At 39.5% G+C, this 19566-nt stretch carries 14 protein-coding genes; 3 read left to right on the top strand and 11 right to left on the bottom strand.

Features of this window, described 5'->3' with window-relative positions; translation table 11 throughout:
* Window positions 1–16: 16 nt before the first annotated feature.
* The gene (locus tag AC6CHJ_RS02790; RefSeq protein WP_147194573.1) at window positions 17–2164 is read right to left on the bottom strand and encodes an ATP-dependent Clp protease ATP-binding subunit; all 2148 of its coding nucleotides are present in this window, start codon (window positions 2162–2164) and stop codon (window positions 17–19) included.
* A 198-nt stretch (window positions 2165–2362) separates the two neighbouring features.
* On the opposite strand from AC6CHJ_RS02790, the gene AC6CHJ_RS02785 reads away from it, so the two are divergent.
* Window positions 2363–3067: a Crp/Fnr family transcriptional regulator gene (locus AC6CHJ_RS02785; protein WP_392994928.1), complete on the top strand. Its 705-nt coding sequence runs from the start codon at window positions 2363–2365 to the stop codon at window positions 3065–3067.
* Between the two features lie 97 nt (window positions 3068–3164).
* Here AC6CHJ_RS02785 and AC6CHJ_RS02780 read toward each other — a convergent pair whose 3' ends face one another.
* The 3 genes from AC6CHJ_RS02780 to AC6CHJ_RS02770 all read right to left on the bottom strand — a co-directional run bounded on the left by AC6CHJ_RS02780 (window position 3165) and on the right by AC6CHJ_RS02770 (window position 5000).
* A complete protein-coding gene (locus tag AC6CHJ_RS02780; RefSeq protein WP_066784777.1) occupies window positions 3165–3473 on the bottom strand; it encodes a metal-sulfur cluster assembly factor in 309 nt (102 codons plus the stop codon).
* 52 nt (window positions 3474–3525) lie between these two features.
* On the bottom strand, window positions 3526–4296 hold the full coding sequence (locus AC6CHJ_RS02775) for a prolyl oligopeptidase family serine peptidase (RefSeq protein ID WP_147194576.1): 771 nt from the start codon (window positions 4294–4296) through the stop codon (window positions 3526–3528).
* A 74-nt stretch (window positions 4297–4370) separates the two neighbouring features.
* Entirely contained in the window at window positions 4371–5000 is a 630-nt protein-coding gene (locus tag AC6CHJ_RS02770; RefSeq protein ID WP_498287215.1) for an HAD family hydrolase, read from the bottom strand.
* Window positions 5001–5411: 411 nt separating this feature from the next.
* Between AC6CHJ_RS02770 and AC6CHJ_RS02765 the strand changes: the two genes are divergently transcribed.
* Window positions 5412–6221 carry a Cof-type HAD-IIB family hydrolase gene (locus AC6CHJ_RS02765; RefSeq protein ID WP_147194582.1) on the top strand — a complete coding sequence of 270 codons (810 nt, stop codon included), beginning with the start codon at window positions 5412–5414 and terminating at the stop codon, window positions 6219–6221.
* Window positions 6222–6246: 25 nt separating this feature from the next.
* On the top strand, window positions 6247–7104 hold the full coding sequence (locus tag AC6CHJ_RS02760) for a DegV family protein (protein WP_498287214.1): 858 nt from the start codon (window positions 6247–6249) through the stop codon (window positions 7102–7104).
* Window positions 7105–7156: 52 nt separating this feature from the next.
* Here AC6CHJ_RS02760 and AC6CHJ_RS02755 read toward each other — a convergent pair whose 3' ends face one another.
* The 7 genes from AC6CHJ_RS02755 to AC6CHJ_RS02725 form a co-directional block, all read right to left on the bottom strand.
* Window positions 7157–8623, bottom strand: coding sequence for an alpha-amylase family glycosyl hydrolase (locus tag AC6CHJ_RS02755; RefSeq protein ID WP_498287213.1), 1467 nt, complete (start codon window positions 8621–8623; stop codon window positions 7157–7159).
* A gap of 176 nt (window positions 8624–8799) precedes the next feature.
* Window positions 8800–9156, bottom strand: coding sequence for a YisL family protein (locus tag AC6CHJ_RS02750; RefSeq protein WP_066784757.1), 357 nt, complete (start codon window positions 9154–9156; stop codon window positions 8800–8802).
* 165 nt (window positions 9157–9321) lie between these two features.
* Window positions 9322–10224, bottom strand: a complete 903-nt coding sequence (locus AC6CHJ_RS02745; protein ID WP_392994935.1) for a fumarylacetoacetate hydrolase family protein — start codon at window positions 10222–10224, stop codon at window positions 9322–9324.
* Window positions 10225–10265: 41 nt separating this feature from the next.
* Complete coding sequence (locus AC6CHJ_RS02740) at window positions 10266–11450, bottom strand: DUF418 domain-containing protein (protein WP_392994937.1); 1185 nt, start codon at window positions 11448–11450, stop codon at window positions 10266–10268.
* Between the two features lie 11 nt (window positions 11451–11461).
* Window positions 11462–15127, bottom strand: coding sequence for a helicase-exonuclease AddAB subunit AddA (gene addA / locus AC6CHJ_RS02735; RefSeq protein ID WP_498287212.1), 3666 nt, complete (start codon window positions 15125–15127; stop codon window positions 11462–11464).
* The gene (gene addB, locus AC6CHJ_RS02730) at window positions 15108–18617 is read right to left on the bottom strand and encodes a helicase-exonuclease AddAB subunit AddB (RefSeq protein ID WP_498287211.1); all 3510 of its coding nucleotides are present in this window, start codon (window positions 18615–18617) and stop codon (window positions 15108–15110) included. Before addB ends, addA begins: the two co-directional genes overlap by 20 nt.
* Before the next feature lie 52 nt (window positions 18618–18669).
* Entirely contained in the window at window positions 18670–19296 is a 627-nt protein-coding gene (locus AC6CHJ_RS02725; protein ID WP_392994943.1) for a TVP38/TMEM64 family protein, read from the bottom strand.
* Between the last annotated feature and the right edge of the window lie 270 nt (window positions 19297–19566).

Raw genomic sequence — 19566 nt, 5'->3', positions numbered from 1 at the left:
TTATTTTGAAGAATGATTATTTACTTTCTTTATGAATGGTTACTTTACCATCCTCCAAGGCTACTACTAATCGGTCTCCGGCGCTTGCTTCGCCTTTTAATAATTCTTGCGCTACCAAAGTTTCAATATAGCGTTGAACAAAGCGGCGTAGTGGACGTGCGCCAAATGCAGGGTCAATGCCTTCTTTGACTACCCATTCTAGTACATCTTCATTTACGATTAGCTCAATATCTTGTTCTGCCACCCGCTTTTGAAGGAGTGCTACATATTTTTTAGCAATTTCGTAATATTGTTTTTCTGATAAGGAATGAAACATCACGATATCATCAAGTCGGTTAAGCAATTCAGGTTTAAAATGTTGTTTCAATTCTGCCATTACTAGATCTTCGATTGCATGATCGCTATCTTGCCCTTTTAACTCCAACAAATAGTGTGAGCCAATATTGGAAGTTAAGATAATGACTGTATTAGTAAAGTTGACTGTACGCCCTTGACTATCGGTTATGCGACCATCATCCAATATTTGTAACAAGATATTCGCTACATCAGGATGAGCTTTTTCAATTTCATCGAGCAACACAACAGAATAAGGATTTCTGCGAACGGCTTCTGTCAATTGACCGCCTTCTTCGTATCCAATATATCCTGGAGGTGCACCCACTAATCTTGAAACACTGTGTTTTTCCATGTATTCGGACATATCTATACGAATGAAATGATCTTCTGAATCAAATAGCTGAGCAGCCAATGCTTTAGCTAATTCTGTTTTGCCGACACCTGTTGGACCTAAAAATAGGAATGAACCAATAGGCTTGTTCGGATCTTGAATGCCAGCTCTTGCACGCCATACAGCTTCCGTCACCAATCTTACCGCATCGTCTTGCCCTACTACACGTTCATGCAATGTGTCTTTTAGATGCAATAGCTTTTCGCGTTCACCTTCTACTAATTTAGTCACAGGAATACCCGTCCATCTTGAAACGATTGATGCAATCTCTTCCGCTGTTACATCTTCCCGTAACAAACGGCTTTCATCATCAGTTTGCAAAGATTTTTCAAGCGATTGCAGTTCTTTTTCTAATTCTGGAATTTTGCCATGGCGCAAAACGGCAGCTTTGTTAAGATCATATTGATTCTCTGCATCCTCTAATTCTCTACGATAGCGGTTTAATGTTTCCCGTTTTTCTTGGATAGCTTGCAGTGCATTTTTTTCTGACTCCCACTGCTCTTTCATATTTTTAGATGATGCTTTTAATTGATCTAACTCTTCGCGTAAAGCTATAAGCCGTTTTTTGCTTGCTTCGTCTTTTTCTTTTTGTAACGCTTGTTCTTCAATCTCTAGTTGCATTTGGCGACGTGTTACTTCATCTAGCTCTTGTGGCATTGAATCGATTTCAGTACGAATCATCGCACAAGCTTCATCGACTAAATCAATCGCTTTATCTGGTAAGAAGCGCTCTGTTAAATAACGATTAGACAATTCTGCTGCCGCTACAATCGCTCTATCATGAATTTTTACGGCATGATGCAATTCAAAGCTTTCCTTTAAACCACGTAAAATGGAAATAGTATCTTCTACTGATGGCTCTCGCACGAGTACTTGTTGGAAGCGACGTTCAAGCGCCGGATCTTTTTCAATATACATGCGATATTCATCAAGCGTTGTCGCGCCAATACAATGTAATTCACCGCGTGCAAGCATTGGTTTAAGCATATTGCCTGCATCCATTGCTCCGTCTGTTTTTCCTGCGCCAACAATAGTATGAATTTCATCAATGAATAAAATAATACGGCCTTCACTTTCTTTGACTTCTTTCAAGACACCCTTTAACCGTTCTTCAAATTGGCCACGGTAGCTCGCACCAGCCACTAATGCACTCATATCAAGCTCATATATGAGATGATCCTTTAATCCTTCAGGTACATCTTTTTTTACAATACGCTGTGCAAGGCCCTCAACAATAGCTGTTTTCCCTACCCCAGGTTCACCAATTAATACTGGGTTATTTTTCGTTTTACGGGACAATATTCTAATAACATTCCGAATTTCTTGGTCTCGACCAATGACAGGATCCATCTTTCCTTTTTTCACTTCTTCTACTAAATTCCGTCCAAATTGTTCTAATGGGCTTTTTTGCTCTTCGTTATTCATTTGCATTTGCATTCAAATCAGCTCCCTTTGACCATTACTGACCTTATGTTGATTTTATTATATTCTTCTCTATCTTTAATGTAAAGTAATATGTTTGACCTTATTTGACTAAATAATAATTACCATTATTTACTGTATTCACATGACTATCATTCTAACTACGCTGTGTTATAATGAGAAAAATAGATTACGCGAAGGATGGGATAGGTATTGGCAGATTTGGATCATTTTGAACCGCTTCCACAAAAGATACGGAAAATCTTTGAAGAACATGGTTCATTGATTAAATTTCCTAAGAGTAGCCATATTTGCATCGAGGGAGAGCCAGTTAAAGATCTTTTCTTTATCGTAGCTGGGAAAGTGGTTGTATCGAAAGAAACTGCAGGAGGCAAAGAATTGTCGCTCCGAATTTGTGGTAGTGATGATTGCATTGGTGAAGGAATTGTTTTTAGCACATCTGGTTTTTATCCACTGAGTGCGAAAACATTGGAAGCCTCTCAAATTCTTACATTAGATGCAGGCCTTTTCGAAATACTTTTAGCTCAAGAACCTGATTTGTTAATTGAGTATATTAAATGGCTGCAGCTTCAAAATTTAAAAACCCAAACGAAGCTGCGTGATTTGCTGCTATTTGGCAAGAAAGGTGCGCTATATTCCACTATCATTCGTTTATCCAATACGTACGGTGAAAAAATAGAAAATGGTGACATTCTAATTAACTATCCATTAACAAACACTACGCTAGCAAATTTGTGTGCTACAAGCCGTGAAGTAATCAATCGTACGCTGCATGAATTAAAGAATTTAGACGTCATTTCTTTTGATAAAGGATTGATTACCGTCCATCAATTAAACTATTTAAAAGATCAATGTGAATGTGATAACTGCCCTATTAGCGTCTGTCGTATTGACTAATGCTCTATCTTCTATGTATACCCTACTGTCATGAATATATTCGGAATGCTTATATAAAAAATCAGTGAAGAACTAGTTCTCCACTGATTTTTAATTTTTATCGAATACCTAATGCCATTTTTGCGTAGCGTGACATCTTATCTTTAGACCAAGGCGGATTCCAGACAACATTGACATCTACATCTTTTACTTCTGGAATTTCAAATAAAGCTGTACGGATTTGATCCACAATCACTGGTCCCAGTGGGCAACCCATAGAAGTAAGTGTCATTGTGATGACGCATAGTCCTTCTTCAGACATATCCACGTCATAGACTAAACCTAAATTGACGATATCTATACCCAGTTCTGGGTCAATAACATTTTCAAGTGCACCTAGAATATTTTCTTTTAAATCTGCATCCATGGTTTTATCCCCTTTCTTCATATTGTTCCCTAATCATATCATCCCTAAATCACTATGCCAAATGGTCAGCAAGGAAAGCAGTCCCTGCAAGCATCCCTGCACGAGATACTTTGTGGCCAGAAGACGAATCAACCATAAACGCCAAATCTTCTGGATGATCCTGATAATAATCTTTTTGAAGTAGTTTATAAAATTCATGCGTAGGCTTAAATGGTACCATTTGGTCCTTTTTGCCATGCCAAAAGAATACAGGGCGACCTAACAGACCTTCTGGTTCTTTACTTAAGTCAAAACGACTAAGCGTTTTATACATTCTCTCTAACTCTTCGTCATTCAACGGAATTTTAAACCCTTTTTCTTCAATGCCGGCAATTTGTTCCTTCGCTAATTCTACATAAGCTGGAGAGCCCATCATAACAGCCGCGGTTTTGATCCACGGATATACTTTCAATGCGCCAAGCGTCACAATGCCACCCATTGAGGTTCCAGAAAGGCCAATTTCACCTTCTTTTGCCAACCCTTTTTCTAGCAGCTGGTTGCGTAAAAATTGTACTTCTTCGATAGAAGTTAAAACAATTTCCCAAAAACGAAGACTCAACTGAACTTCATCCAGTTCTTCTTCGCGTTCCCCATGCAATAGCGCATCAGGCAATAATACACGTAGACCCTTATTTACTAACTGGTAAGCATAATGTAGATTATGTTCTTTTGCGCTTGTAAATCCGTGCAAAAAAATGACAGTGGGCGCTTCTTTTGTCGCCGACTGTTCATTGTATATATGAAGTAAAGGGATATTGCCCCAAATTTCATGGTCCACTTTCATTTCATTCACTCCCTCATTTCGTTATGTCAATGTTATCAAAAAAAAGAAAGTGAAGCCAATCTGATGTTATATACTTATGGTTTCAAGCCTACTAATACTGCTATATCCTGTGGTTTTTTTAACACGTATTCCGCTAAGTCATAGCCCTCTGTTGTTTTCGCTCCCCACAATGCCAGGGCAAAATGTACTCCTGCTTTATAGGCGCAATGCATATCATAGATGGAATCACCAATGTACAGCGCGCTACTACTTGGTATACCTAATCCTTCTAGGCAAGCCAATAGTGGCTCTGGCTCTGGTTTGTGTTTGACTGTATCGTCAGCGCAAACTATATACTGAAAATAGGTATTCAATCCAAATGGTTCGAACTCTCTTTTCAATTCGTCTCTTGTTTTAGAAGTAACAATCCCCATTTGGATCTGCTTATCAGCCAATAACTCTATAATTTCTTCTATATCGCTAAACAATCCAACCTCATCAGCATATTCTAATACGGCTTGCGACCACTTCTTATCCATTTTATCTACATTCATAACAGGGAGTTGCTTGAGTGCCTCTTTCCCCGGAATTCCTAAAGAAAACTTTAGATCATCTAATTCATAACTTAATCCTTCTTCTTTCAATACCTGCTGTAGAGATAATAAGATGGCTTTTTCTGTATCCAATAAAGTACCATCAATATCAAAAATAATCGATTTGTACATCTGAACCACTCCCCTTTGTTAGTTATTCTAAAAATTATATAACCTTTAGAAATACATTAAACCCTTTATTGTGAATAAACTTTGACTAAAGCCTTATTGAAAGGATAAACTTTAATATATCTTACCAACTGAATCAACTTCATATATCCATTTAAATAGTGTATAAACGAACTTTTTTATTTTTAATCATTCAGAATTTCTGCGAATTAACGCTTCGCTTCAAACGGCATTTTTCGCGGACTTACACTATAAAATAAAGAAAGCTCGTTCATTTCAACTATATGGTGAAAATGATTCAGCTATTGGCATTTAAACATATGTATTCCTATGATGAAAATTTCACTTAAATCACAGGACTAGCTAAATTTGGACTACACATCGACAAAACAAATAAGAAAAGGAGTTATCAGCATGGCACAACAACATTTAATTGTTTTAGATTTAGATGGAACCCTATTAACTGATGAAAAAGTGATTTCTGATAAAACAAAGGCCACATTGCAAAAAGCTAGAGAGGCTGGACATGAAGTCATGATTGCAACAGGAAGGCCCTATCGTGCAAGTAAATTGTTCTATCATGAACTAGGTTTGCACACACCCATCGTCAATTTCAATGGTGCATTTGTACATCATCCTCTAGACCAAAACTGGAAGACAGTACATAAGCCGATTGACTTAAAAGTTGTACAAGAAGTCGTAGAGTCATTAAACAGAGAGCAGTTTGAAAATTTAATTGCTGAAGTCATGGATGACGTGTATGTACAATACCATGATGAGAAGCTATTAAATATTTTTAGTATGGGTGACCCGAAAGTAACGACGGGAGACTTGCATCAATATCTAAAAGACAACCCAACAAGTTTGTTAATTCAAGCGAAAGAAAGCAGCGTGCCGAGCATTCGTCAATACCTGGCAGACACGAAAGCCGAATTGATTGATCATAGGCGTTGGGGAGATCCTTTCCCGGTCATAGAAATCGTACGTCATGGCTTGAATAAAGCTGTCGGCCTCTCTCATGTAGCGAAAGACCTGGGCATTCCTCGCGACCGCATTATTGCTTTTGGCGATGAGGACAATGACCTTGAAATGATTGAATATGCAGGTGTAGGCGTAGCAATGGGCAATGGCATTAGCCAACTTAAAAATATTGCGAATGAAGTAACAACAACCAACAACGAAGACGGAATTGCTGAATTCCTTATTGATCGTCTTCATATATAGAGAATAGAATACAGGGGGTTTTAAAATGAGAATTTACGCAGATAGCGCATCTGATTTGCCAAAGTCTTTTTATGAACAAGAGGATGTTACACTCTTCCCACTTCGCGTTCATCTAAAAGGAAAAGAATATGATGACATCATTGGCGTCGACATGGATGAGGTGTATCAAGCCATCCGGGATGGAGAATCATTAAAAACCTCGCAAGCTTCACCCGAACGTTTTTTGAAGGAATTTAACGCTTTAGGTCAATCCGGAGAAGAAGGAATCTACATTGCTTTCTCATCTGAACTTTCGGGAACCTACAATACTGCCGTCATGATGGCGCAGCAGGCAAAAGAAAATTACCCGGATTTAAAGCTAACTATTATTGATACAAAATGTGCCTCTCTTGGTTACGGACTAATCGTTAAAGAAGCTGCCCGCATGAAGAATGAAGGCAAATCTTACGATGAAGTGACGGAAAGAGCGCGATTTAACGCACTCCATATGGAGCATTTATTTACAGTAGATGATTTAGATTATCTTGCAAAGGGTGGCAGACTCTCCAAAGCGAGTGCTTTTATCGGTGGCCTTTTGAGCATTAAACCTGTTTTAGATGTAGAAGATGGAAAATTGGTGCCTATCGAAAAATATAGAGGGCGCAAAAAAGTATTTAAACGCCTGATAGAGTTAATGAAAGAACGAGGCGACTCACTTTCTGAACAAGTGATTGCCATTAGCCACAGCGATGACCTCGCTGCAGCAGAGGAAATGAAAGCTTTGATTGAGGAGAATTTTCATCCTAAAGCAGTAGAAATTCATTTAATCGGATCCGTCATTGCGGCACATACAGGGACAGGTACTATTTCTGTCTTCTTCTTAAATCAGCTGCCCGAAAAATAAAAGAATACAAAAAAAGCTCTTTCTTATCTTTTCGATAAGAAGAGCTTTTATTTTATGCTTTTTTCCCTCTACGTCCTCTACGAAGCAACAAAACAATGAAGGTAATAAAGATGACATACACAAGTCCTAGCGCTATCATATACGGAATATTAATTCCCTTATGGTCAGTAACTTGGTAAAACTCAACAAGTTCACGGTCTAAAACAATGTTGTATTTTTCATCTTCTTTTTGTTGGCGCACAATATCTTTTTCAAAGATGCCGTGCAGTTCCTTATTATTACCAATCACAGATGGATCCAAAACATATCTCTTTGTTTTATCTGTATTATTGACAACTATAATCCATTTTTCTTTTCCAGAGTAGCGCTCATATACGATTAAACCATCTTTATTTTCTAACAGCTTAAATTTCCCTGTACGCAATGCCTCCGATTTGTTTCTAACTGATTGAAGATCTTCAATATAGGAAATAATATCATCTTTTGTACGGAAATCCATTGGCGCATGTGATTCATCTGTGGTCACACCATTTTGCGCGATTTCAGTACCATATGAAACAATCGGCACACCAGGCAATGTCATGATTGCTCCCAGTGCAACTTTAATCCGTGTAGGTGGGAACATGTTTTCTTCAGCAGATGCATGTGTAAAGCGAGCACTATATAAATCATCAAGCATTAGTGCAACAGGCTTTTGCGAGGTATCGTTAATACTATTACCTAATGGCTTCTCTAGCTGTGAAGAGTCTTGATCCACATTCTTAAAGATGGATTGGTATGTATCAATCGTATCTTTGTTTACTTTCAAATCAAAATCAGCATCGCTTGGCTCATTTGTAATCACATACAAATTTTTATTTTTTTGTTTAAGCGCTGTAATCATCTTATTGAGAAATGCAGTGTCTGCTTTGCCAAGCTCTGTTAATCGGATTCCATCCACTTTATACTTACCTACAAAATCTACTGCTGCTTGTATTAATGCGTCTTGTACAGCAGGATTGGATGTCTTCCAATTGATGCGATCAGAATTTGCTAGCTCGTACCAGTCTTGATGGCCTTTTTCTAATACCCATGCATGATTTTTACTTACATTGTTAATCGGAAAATCTACCATCGTTTTAATTTGGTTTTTATGCAAAGTTCCAATTAATGATGAAAATTCTTTGCCTGTACCGAAATGGCGCTCAATTTTATTGTAATCTACAACGGCTTGTCCATCATATGTTTCGGATGAAAAAACAGAACCTAATGAAAGCATGGTAAAACCTAAATCTTGAAAATATGAAAGCTTAGTAGCGATCCCATCAAAGTCTCCACCATGAAAAGCTTTTGGATCTTTTGCATTAATATTATAATCATTCTCTACATTTTTATCGAAAAATCGGTCTATTAATACATCATAAATACTTTCATTTTGAATTTGGGGTGTCTCTTCTTTCGCAGATACTGCCGGGGCTGTGCCAATTGCCGTGGCCAGCAATATGGATGCAACTGTAGTACTAATCCATTTTACATTCAACTCGAAGTCCTCCTCTATAGAACTGTCCAACATAATTTTAACAAACGAATAACAATCTCTCCATACGTACTTGCAAAAAAAATGTAATCCTTCTGTAATTTCAACAAAGTTGTGAATGTCCTTTGACAGAAAAAAACACACATTCTTACAGAATGTGTGCTTTAATCTACTGCCTTTTAGATATGAAGGAAACCTAATGGCAAATGTGCTCCCATATATACAGTGAATACAAGGAAGATAATAAAGAGCGCCCAAAGTACGCCTGTAGATTTTGATTTTTGTTTGCGAACTAGGACCATTTCCATCATGCCGATTACAAGTAATCCGCCCAATAGTTTTAATCCGTATTCCATTGCCATAGAGCCTGCCATTGCAGAACTAAATACAACGCCGCCTGAAATAATGATTAAAATGTAGAATACACGTAAAATCATATGTGTGATTTTTTGGCCTTTAGAGCCGTTTTGCATCATAACAGCTACGAAGAATAAAATGACTGCTATAATAACCGATGTAAAATGTAAGTGTATCATTTCGTATTTTCCCCCAAATAGTTATTGTCTTATTTATCCTACCAAATTTGTTATGTACTATACAAATTTTAGACCGATGGATAATAGATTCCATCGGTCTTATTCTTAATTCTGACATAATTATTTCAATAATGTAGATTAAAAGGGCTACACATGTCAGCTTCGTTATTCAAAACTGTTTACCAAAGTGCCGATTCCTTCGATTGATACTTTCACCACATCTCCTGCTTTCAGGTATTGCGGCGGATTCATACCCTTACCGACGCCTGCAGGAGTGCCAGTCAAAATAACATCTCCAGGTTCTAACGTTACTAATCTAGAAATCTCTACTATTAAATCTTCAACAGTGTGCATCATATCTAGGGTTGTACCATTTTGACGTACTTCGTCATTTACCTTTGTCACAACAGTTAAATTCTGCGGATTAGGTAATTCATCTTTCGTCACCAAATAAGGTCCCATTGGGCAAGAGCCATCTAAACTTTTGCCTAAGAAAAATTGCTTATGTTTTCCCTGTAAATCTCGTGCAGTAATGTCATTGGCAATCGTATAGCCAAACACATAATCAAAGGCTAGGTTTTTCGGTATGTCTTTTCCCTTTTTGCCAATCACAACAGCTAGTTCACCTTCATAATCCAATTGAGATGTTACATTTGCATGTATAGGCAAAGTTTGTTCGTCAGCAGCAATAGCTGTCGGCGCTTTTGTAAATACGACAATATCCTCAGGAGCTTCTGCTGCACCCATTTCTTTTGCATGCTCATTATAATTTTTGCCAACGCAAATAATATTTTTAGTAGTACGCGGTATAGGCGCCAACCACTCAATATCATTAAAGCTATATTTAAAGTGAGCTGGGTTCTCTGATTCTTCAGCAGCTCTTACTAGTTTGCGTGTTTGCTCCACAAATTCAAAGCCATTCGTCATGCCTTCTACTATTGTTTTAGCATACGAAGGCAGAACTTGTAGCTCATCCTGAATCGCAAGTACATCCCAAACTGCTTCTTCTTTTTTCACCTTTGGACCAAAGCCCAATTGATCATTATAACGAAAAGAAAGAATTTTCATAAATGTAGCACTCCTTTTTTTACCCATCATACAACATTTACTTAAATATTTCCTCTTTTTTCGCTAATCTTTCCATACGTAATACGTTTCCATAGGCTTTCTAGTGGTCCTTGGCGAAAAATCAATAACCAGAACATAGAAAAAACTGCTAAAATCGCGTATATTCCAAGCGCTAACCAGGTGATTGTATCAAGACCTAATTTTCCATAAAGCCCTAATCCAAAATGATAAAAAATAAGTGTACAAATAAGGGATTCTAATAAGTAAACAGTTAATGACATTCTCCCTGCCATCGCAAAAGGCAATAAAATCTTCGTTGCATAAGGAATGCAACAAATAAGAATGATAGCACTAGCATATCCAACAGCTAAAAGCGGTCCACCGAATTGCATTTGAATGCTATCTAGAAAATAAGTGCGATCCATTGTATAAGGCAACATTTTTAAAATAATTCCAAGTACAATGAGCACGACCGCAGTCACAACCCACTTAGATAGATGATTTTTAGCACTTTCTATTAACTTCCATTTAGCCGCCGCGGCTCCAATTAACATGAAAGGTAGTATGGTGAACAAGGCCATAATCCACATAGAAGGAGAAAATTGTACGCTCGCATCTGTTAAACGTTGCTGGAACGCATCCATCCAAGAACCGCTCCCATAAGCTTTAATCGCACTTTGAACAGCTTGTATATCCGCGTATTCAAATGTATCTGATGAAGCTTTAACTAATGAGGCGATATATGCCCGCAAAGCTACCAAACCATTTATTGCTCCGTAAAATAGCAAACCAATCGCTAATAAAAACTGGGGCTTCATACGAATCAAGCTAATGGCAATAAGGCCGCAGAAAGCATACATCATTAAAATATCTCCCCACCAAAGAAGCAGTACATGAAGTACACCGATGATGAATAGCACCACCAAACGTTTTACGCTCAATTTATAAAAACTTTTTCCTAGTCTTTCCGCCTTTTCCTGTTGCATCGCAAGACCATAGCCGAACAACATGGCAAAAAGCGGATAAAAACTGCCCTGCACGAGAATATCCAACCATTTATGATATGAAATATCAAGCGGCGTTGAAAAATACGTCTTTAAATCTACATATGGTACTGGCGTACTGAATGCAAACATATTTACGAGAAGAATGCCAAGTAAACTGACCCCTCGCAGAATATCTATGGTAGCGACTCTCTCTTTGGTCGCCGTTGGGGTACTCTGCACGTCTATTCCTCCTATAATTGTATAGAGTGATTAGCATTAAATGCGTAAATCACTTTCTCTGCAATCTCAATCTTCAATATCTCTTCTATTGCTTTTTTATAGAGTGAAAGCTGCACTTCATATCGCTTAACCATTTCAGTACGCAAGCCCTCTATTGATTGCATATGGGGCAAAAGTCGATCCGTCTTATAATCGAGCAAAATCCACTTCCCAGTTGCATCTTTTAACAGGCAGTCGATTACCCCCTGCACAACCTGCGTATCTCCCTCATTGTCTGCAAGACTTAGCGTGAAAGGCATTTCTCGATGAAGCTCTTGCGCATTCATAAAGCGGATGCCTGTTTCACTTTTAAAGAAGTCGATAATCTTGTTCGGTTTCACAGCTTTCGCTTCTTCTTCTGTTAACAGTTGGCGCTCCACTAAAGAATCCACAAACCTGCGTACCGTTTCTTCGCTATGAAGACCTTCTTTTGGGATATGCTGCATCACTGTATGGATAGCTGTCCCCGTTTCTGCTGCTGTCAGAGATTGCTGCTGTAAAAATGCAGGCCTTTGTGCTACTCTTTGCTGATTTGGCGTGCTGCTCGTAAAGAGCTCTGGCTCTTCTTGTGATTGTAGCTGCTGCAGTCTCTTTAATTCACTGACAGATGTTTTGGAACGTTTAGCAATCGCTCGTTCATATGCGTAAGGTTCGTCAAAGCGTCTTTCGATCTCTGCAACCATTGCCGGATTTACTTCCGCTTCTGGTAAAGATTCTTTATCCTCTTCTACTTTCTCTACCTCAGTTTCATACAAATCATTCACATGCAAAACATTTAATTTCCATTGAGATTGTTCTGCCCCTACCTCTTCTCCTTTGAAATGAGGATGTCTTGCAAATGCCGGTCCGATCCAATCTAAATAGCTTTTTGCTTTTGCGCGAAGGTAGTCCGGAAGCATTTCTCCATCTGGCAGCTGTGCTGAATCCGTCCACTGTTTCTTCGCTTTCTCCCAATCTTTAATCGTTCCAAGTAAGAAAAGCTTCTCCTTCGCCCTTGTCATGGCTACATACAGAATACGCATCTCTTCTGATTTCATTTCTAGTGTTTTCTTTTCTACCATCGCAAGGAAAGGCAGAGATGTGTACTGGATTCTCTTTTCTGGATCAATCATCTTCACAGCTAAGCCAAATTCTTGGTCAAATAAGTAAGGCAAATGGAAATCCATTTTATTAAATTCACGGCCAAGCCCTGCTACAAAAACAAAAGGAAACTCTAGGCCTTTAGATGAATGGATGGTCATGAGACGAACAACATTTTCCTTCTCACTGATAGCTTTAGCAGTTCCTAAGTCATTTCCCCGCAACCGCATGCGCTCTACAAAACGTAAGAAGCGGAAAAGACCTCGGAATGACGTTTTTTCATAAGCTATAGCCCGATCATGTAACGCACGGAGATTCGCCTGCCTTTGCTTGCCATTTGACATAGCTCCGACCATCTCATAATAATTTGTATCCATATAAACGCGCCATATCAAATCAGCCAGAGATCCGCGTCTTGCCAAATCTCGCCAATCCTCTAGTTGCAATAAGAAACGCTGTAACTTCGAGGCAGTATTGGCGTTTAACCCGGCTCCTTCACTACGCACGAATTGTTTAAGCGCTTCGTAGAATGATGCCTTCGGTTGTGCAAGGCGAATTTTGGCCAATTCATTTTCAGTAAGACCCACAAAAGGTGCTCTTAAAACCGATACAAACGGAATATCTTGATAAGGATTATCGATTGTTTTTAAGGTGTTTAACATAATCATGACTTCAAGTGCTTCAAAATAACCTTTTGAAATCTCCGCATACAATGGGATCTCCGCTGCCTTAAACTCATCCACCAAATCTGCAGACCAAGTCATTGAACGCATTAGAATGACAAAATCCCTATACTCGATGGGTCTTTCTTTTTTGGTCCACGGATCCATTACTGTCATACCTGAATCCATCATGCGTCTAATTTCTTTAATCATAAATCTAGCTTCTTGCTGGGATTTCTTTAACTCTTCTTCCTCGGATGCTTGCGAACCGCTTTCATCCTCATTCTCTTCGGTATATAAAATAGCCAATTCAATTGGCATTTCTTTTTCGTCATAAGGTGCTTGTGGTTTTAAAGCGGCAGCTTCATCATAAACCACTTCTCCTACTTCCTCGCCCATGATTTGTTTAAAAACATAGTTTGTTCCATGCAACACTTGTGGACGACTACGGAAGTTAGCGTTCAAGTCTATACGGAGGCCTGAATTCTCCCCCTCATTGTAAGCTAGATACTTATGAAGAAATAGAGTTGGTTCTGCTAAGCGGAATCGATAGATGGCCTGCTTCACATCACCGACCATAAACATGTTGCCGTTTGATGCTTCACCTGTTTTGATGAGCTGTAGGATGGTCTCTTGAAGAAAATTGACATCTTGGTATTCATCAATTAACACTTCTTTAAAATGGGCCCGATAATCAAGTGCAACCGACGAAGGCACCATTTCGCCATCCACGTCTTCCGTTAAAATAGCTAATGCGTAGTGTTCTAAATCTGAAAAGTCTACTAATCCCTTTGAGCTTTTAGCTGCTCCATACATTTCGCTAAATTGTAAAGCCAGCTCTACCAACGTTGCAATCATCGGCTTCATAAAGCGAATTTCATCAAGCAGCCTTTCTGGAGAACGCTGAAAATACTTTTCAACTGGCTTTTCAAACATTTCTTTTACTTGCTTACGTTTCGCTTTTGCCATTTCTAGCAGTTCTTCATCACAGCTACCCTTCTTTTGGGCTTTCGCTCTGTCTAGTTTAGCCTTTTGGAAGAATGAATGAGCCTCCTGCCAGCTTCTCTCACTAACAAGAGCTCTTGCCTCTTGAAGCAGCACTAAATCTTTTTCTGCTGTTTCCCCATACGCATAAGGCCCATCTGGCAACAGTGCAAGCTGACGGATTTCTTGGGCAATGTGGATAGCCCCATCAATATCATGCAAAATGGCCTTTTTCACATATGGAATGAAAGGCAAATCATCTACAACAGCATCATCTGCAATGGTATATTGCTCTGGCAAGGCCAAAAGCCATTTAGATGGCTCTGGATTGACGCGAGACATTTCATATAACTTAGAAATGAGCACTTCAATCGCCTGGTCATCTCGATCGGATGTAAAACTATCCACTAACCGGTAGACACGCTCTGCATATTCACCGTCATAGGCCGCTTCTAGCACTTGCGCGAGAATATCATCCTTTAGCAATGCTGCTTCTGTTTCATCTGCAATGCGAAAACCTGGGTCTATGTTCAGTAAATATGCATATTGCCGCACGATATTTAAGCAAAACGAATGCAGTGTAGAAATCTGCGCTTTATTAATCAGACTTAATTGCCTGCGCAAATGCTTAGAAGTAGGGTCTTTCTTAATTTCCTTCTCAAGCGCATCGGCCATACGATGTCTCATTTCTGCCGCAGATGCATTTGTGAATGTAACAACAAGCAGCTGATCAACGTCAATGGGATGGTCAGATGAAATGACTTTCTCAATCATCCGATTAATCAATACTGCCGTTTTACCTGACCCTGCTGCTGCAGAGACTAGGATATCTTGTCCAGTTGCCCATATGGCTTTCCACTGTTCGTCCGTCCATGTCGCATCGTCCGGCTTTTTAGGTATGGCTGAGGTCATCGTGACCACTCTCCTTTCGTATCTTTTCAATTACTTGTTCAGGCTTATCCAGCGATAATTGGCGATAATGCTGCGCTGGGTCTGTTGTATCAAATTGACATACACTTTTAAATGAACAGAACTCGCATGCGGTACGCTGATTCATCTTGAATGGGCTTATGTCCGTTTTGCCTTCCAAAATTTCCTGGCCTGCCTTTTTATGCTTACTCCGAATAAAGTGTGTAAGTGAACTCATATCATCTGGCGCTATGATGGATGACATACCGGGAGATGCATTGCCGTCTTTTTTGACATAAACAGGCACGACCTTGGAATATCCTCCACTCTCAGCAAGATTTTCGTCCATCGCAAGGATTGATTGAGAATCATTTAATAATAGGCCACGCATTTTAAATTCCTTTAAACGCTCAGTTTCGGCTTCTTCTATTGATAAGCTATTAGATGCGCTTAGCATTGGGTTGTGAACATGAATATAAAGAACGCCGCCAGCTTCGGCATGGACCGGAAGCCATTCCTCTGAATTCGTAATGGCCACATCTAGGTATGTCAGCATCTGTAAAGATAGTCCATAGTAAACTTCATTTAAATCCAGCTTGCGGGCAGATGATTTATAATCGACAACGCGTATATACGGTTTACCGTCAATGGTTGTTGCATCCACACGGTCAATTCGGCCGCGCATTTGCATTTTCTTATTGTTGTCCAACTGAATAACAAGTGGTGGCAAAGGCTCATTCGGCCCAAAAGCTGCTTCAATCGCAATGGGTTTAAAGCCCGACACTCTTGCATGCTGGCTTAGCGATTGCAGTGTACGTTGTACGATATAGGTCAACTTTCGAGCAATATAGCGGTAGCGTGCATTGCTTAATAAAATTTGGTGATATAAAAGTGGCGATATTTCTTCAACAGCTTTTTTAGCTAAATGCGCACATTGCTCATTCGTTAATTGGCTCCATGAGAGGTGCAGACAATCCGTTTCTTCACTAATCCATTTCAAAGCAGCATGAAAAAGATCGCCGATTGTAGGTGTTTCTAAGCGATACTCTGCTCTTTCCTCCAGATTTAATCCATACATTGAAAAATGGGAGAATGGACAGCGATAAAACTTCTCTATTCGCGATACACTGGAAGTTAATGTAGATCCATAAAGGGCCTCTGTCATTTCAGCTGTTAAAGGTTCAGCCTGCCCATGCGTTTTTAATGGACGCATTAAGCGCTCTAAAATGGTTCTCCAATAAGGATCCTTCTCATAATACTGTTGAAGCGCTAACCATTCAGGACTTAACTCTCCATGCTCCTGTTGCATCCGTAGTCCTTTCATTAAATACGCAAGCGACGTACGCGGATGCACAATATATGACATAATATCAAAAGCCTCAGTCGATTCGGTCGGATCAATAAGCGCCATTGTTTTACGTATGTTTTTCAGTTGATCTTCCAAGCGTTTGATATACAAAGACGGTAGCAGTGCCTTGCTTTCTTCATCAGCCATCGCATAAGAAACAAACAAACGATGGGATTGCATAGTAAATGCATGGTAGGTGATAAATTCTTCTTCTAACAAGCGAGTTTTAGAGGTTGGTGCGATTTCATGCCCAAGTCTTGAAAACCACTCACGTTCGCTGTCTGCCAATATCCCTTCATAATCGAGCCGTTTTGGATACACACCATCATTTACGCCAATCACAAAAACTGCCTTAACATGTGTTAAACGAGCTATATCAGCTGATGCTATTGTTATTTGGTCTATAGAAGGCGGAATTCTTGAGAACTCCAATGTATCAAAGCCTTCATCTAAAATCTCAAAGGCTTCTTCCAAATTCATAGGCTGATCGCCAAAAAGAAGAACAAACTGGTCTAGGATATCCACCCAATTTTTCCATGCTTGTTCATGCTCACTTGCTTCCAGTAAACGTCCTTTTTCAATTTCATAGTCCTTTAACGTTTGCAGCTTATCAAATACTTCTAGCGTCTCCATGAAACGATAAATGGCTGTGGCGATATCTCTCCCAGTAACGGCTTCTTGCAATTCCGTTTCCAACGATTTCAATGGGACACGTATTTTTTCACGTACCAATTCTATCTCCTGTTGATACGCTCGTTCTTCGTCTGTTTGATTGGCCGTATATAATTCCAGACCGCGATATTTTTTATAGAGCCAGCGATCATCTTCAAACCAGCGTTTTCCGTATATACCTTTTGCCAAAACAAAATTTTCAAGTAAGTCCGCTCTTTCTCGCCATATTTGCTTTTCTGCATTCATTGGGAAAAATAAATCTGTTTTGACGGCACGGAAAATAGGCTCATACTGCCAGCCAGATTGGATAGCTTCCAAAGCTGATCGGCTTAATTCAATCAGCGGATGATGAAGCATCGGCTTTTTTTGGCTAACAAAGTATGGCAGATCATATTGAGGAAAGATCGTGTGGATTAGGGGATCATAGACATCTTGTTGGCGATAAAGAATTGCCATATCACGATAACGCATGCCATCCTCATGGACAAGCCCATGAATTTTTCGGGCAACAGCATGAACTTCTGCCCGACGATTAGATGCTTCAATGATCTCCGCACTGCCATCGCTCTCTTGTTGAAGTGCTGGGAATGCATCAAACTGACTTTCTAAATGTCGTAAATCAGCCGTCTGAAATCTGTGTTGCTCTCTTTGATGGATAGTCGGTTCTAATTCAACGCCATTTTCCTGCGCTATTTCAATTAATTTAGCGCACGTTCTTGAAGATTGATAGAACAATGCATGCTCGTCTTCTGCATCTGCAATAGACTCCATTGGTAAAACAACCGTTACGCGGCGCGCTGTTTTTAGCAATTCCTCTACGACTTCTAACTCTCGTGTAGTAAATGCCGTAAAGCCATCTATATAAATGTCTGCCTGTTGGATAGCAAGTGATTTTCCCAGCTGTGACGCTAACAATGGATAGTAGCCCTCACTATCAACATACGTCGTGCCCAATGATTCTTCTATTGCCCCTACAAGCAAATGTAAGTCATGCATTTTATCCTGTAGCGTTTTAGGCGCATCTACATCTGCAAAACTAGCCATTAGATTTGTTAGCGCTGTACTATCCAAACTATATCTGCTAAATTCCTTTAGCAATGACTCCATTTCAGCTGTAAATCCCCGTTTATCAGCAGCTTTCTTAAACAGAGCAAATTCTTCTTTGTGTTGGTCCAACAATTTCCGGATCAGCATTCGATAGCCAAAGCCATTGACTTCTTTGCGGCTAATCCCACCTGTTTCTTGTAGAACACGCCATGCCAGTCGTTTAAAGGTTGTGACTTGTGCACGAATAAGCCCTTTAATGCTATATTCGTGTGTCATATCTCTCTCGGCTGAAAATGACATCTGATCAGGCACAATTAAAAAAATCGGCGAACCAATTGGCTGCTCTTCCACTTTCGCCACAATTTCTTGTTGAATCAGGGCTGTTTTGCCCGATCCAGATCTGCCTGTAATGAATCGCAGTGACATACATAACCCCCACTTTCTTTTCCTTTATTATAGCACAATACGAACTAGCGTTCTATTTATGTTCATATTTAGATGAATTTCTCATTTCTTCTTTCATTTTATTGTTCATTCGCGCTTCGACATGCTTTCCTCCCCACCATAAGAGAACCAGAACGACCACAATCAAGCCTGTCCTAACAGGATTTGTAATGAGTGCTCGCAAATCTGAGCCTATCCAACTAATAATAAAGATCATCACTAGCTTTGCCAGCATCACCGTGACTAAATAATTCTTCTTTTTAAGCTTGGATAAGCCCGCCACCACATTGACAATAGCTGATGGGGTGAAAGGAAAACAAAGCAATATTAATAATGGGGTGAACCCTTGGTATTCAACCCAATGTATAAGCTTTTGAACAGCAGAACGATTTGAAATAAAGCGCAGGATTTTGCTTCTGCCAAACTTTCGGATAATAATAAATACAGAGTAAGCCCCTAACACTGCGCCTGCCCACGAAAATAAAAATCCCCACCATAATCCATAGGCGCTAGCATTCGCCACCACGAATGCCGCTAATGGCAAAAACGGCAAAAAAGCCTCTAAGAATGGCAAGGCTATAGCTAGTAGAGTCCCAATTAAACGATAATGTTGTGCAAGCAGCTGAAATTTCTCAATGGATAACCATTCAGGCACGGTCATTGCCCCTTTCGACAAATCTTACTTTTATAGTTAAGACTAATATAGCCATTTATAAGTTGCGTTACGATTCAGTTGAAACTTTTTTGCTATTTTCGATATACATTTACCCGTTGAACTTAATAGGGGGGTAGTCCAATTATTATACAACACTTTGTACAGGGGTGAGAGACAAAAGGATTGCCTTAATTTCGACATGTTGTTCTCCAAAATACAAAAAGACGGCCTGTCCTTTCAGACAGCAACCGTCATAATAGATATGTTTCTATTTAT

The sequence above is a fragment of the Rummeliibacillus sp. GQ308 genome, from assembly GCF_059759115.1.
The sequence above is the reverse complement of the archived record's forward strand: the minus strand, read 5'-3'. Positions and strand labels throughout refer to the sequence as shown.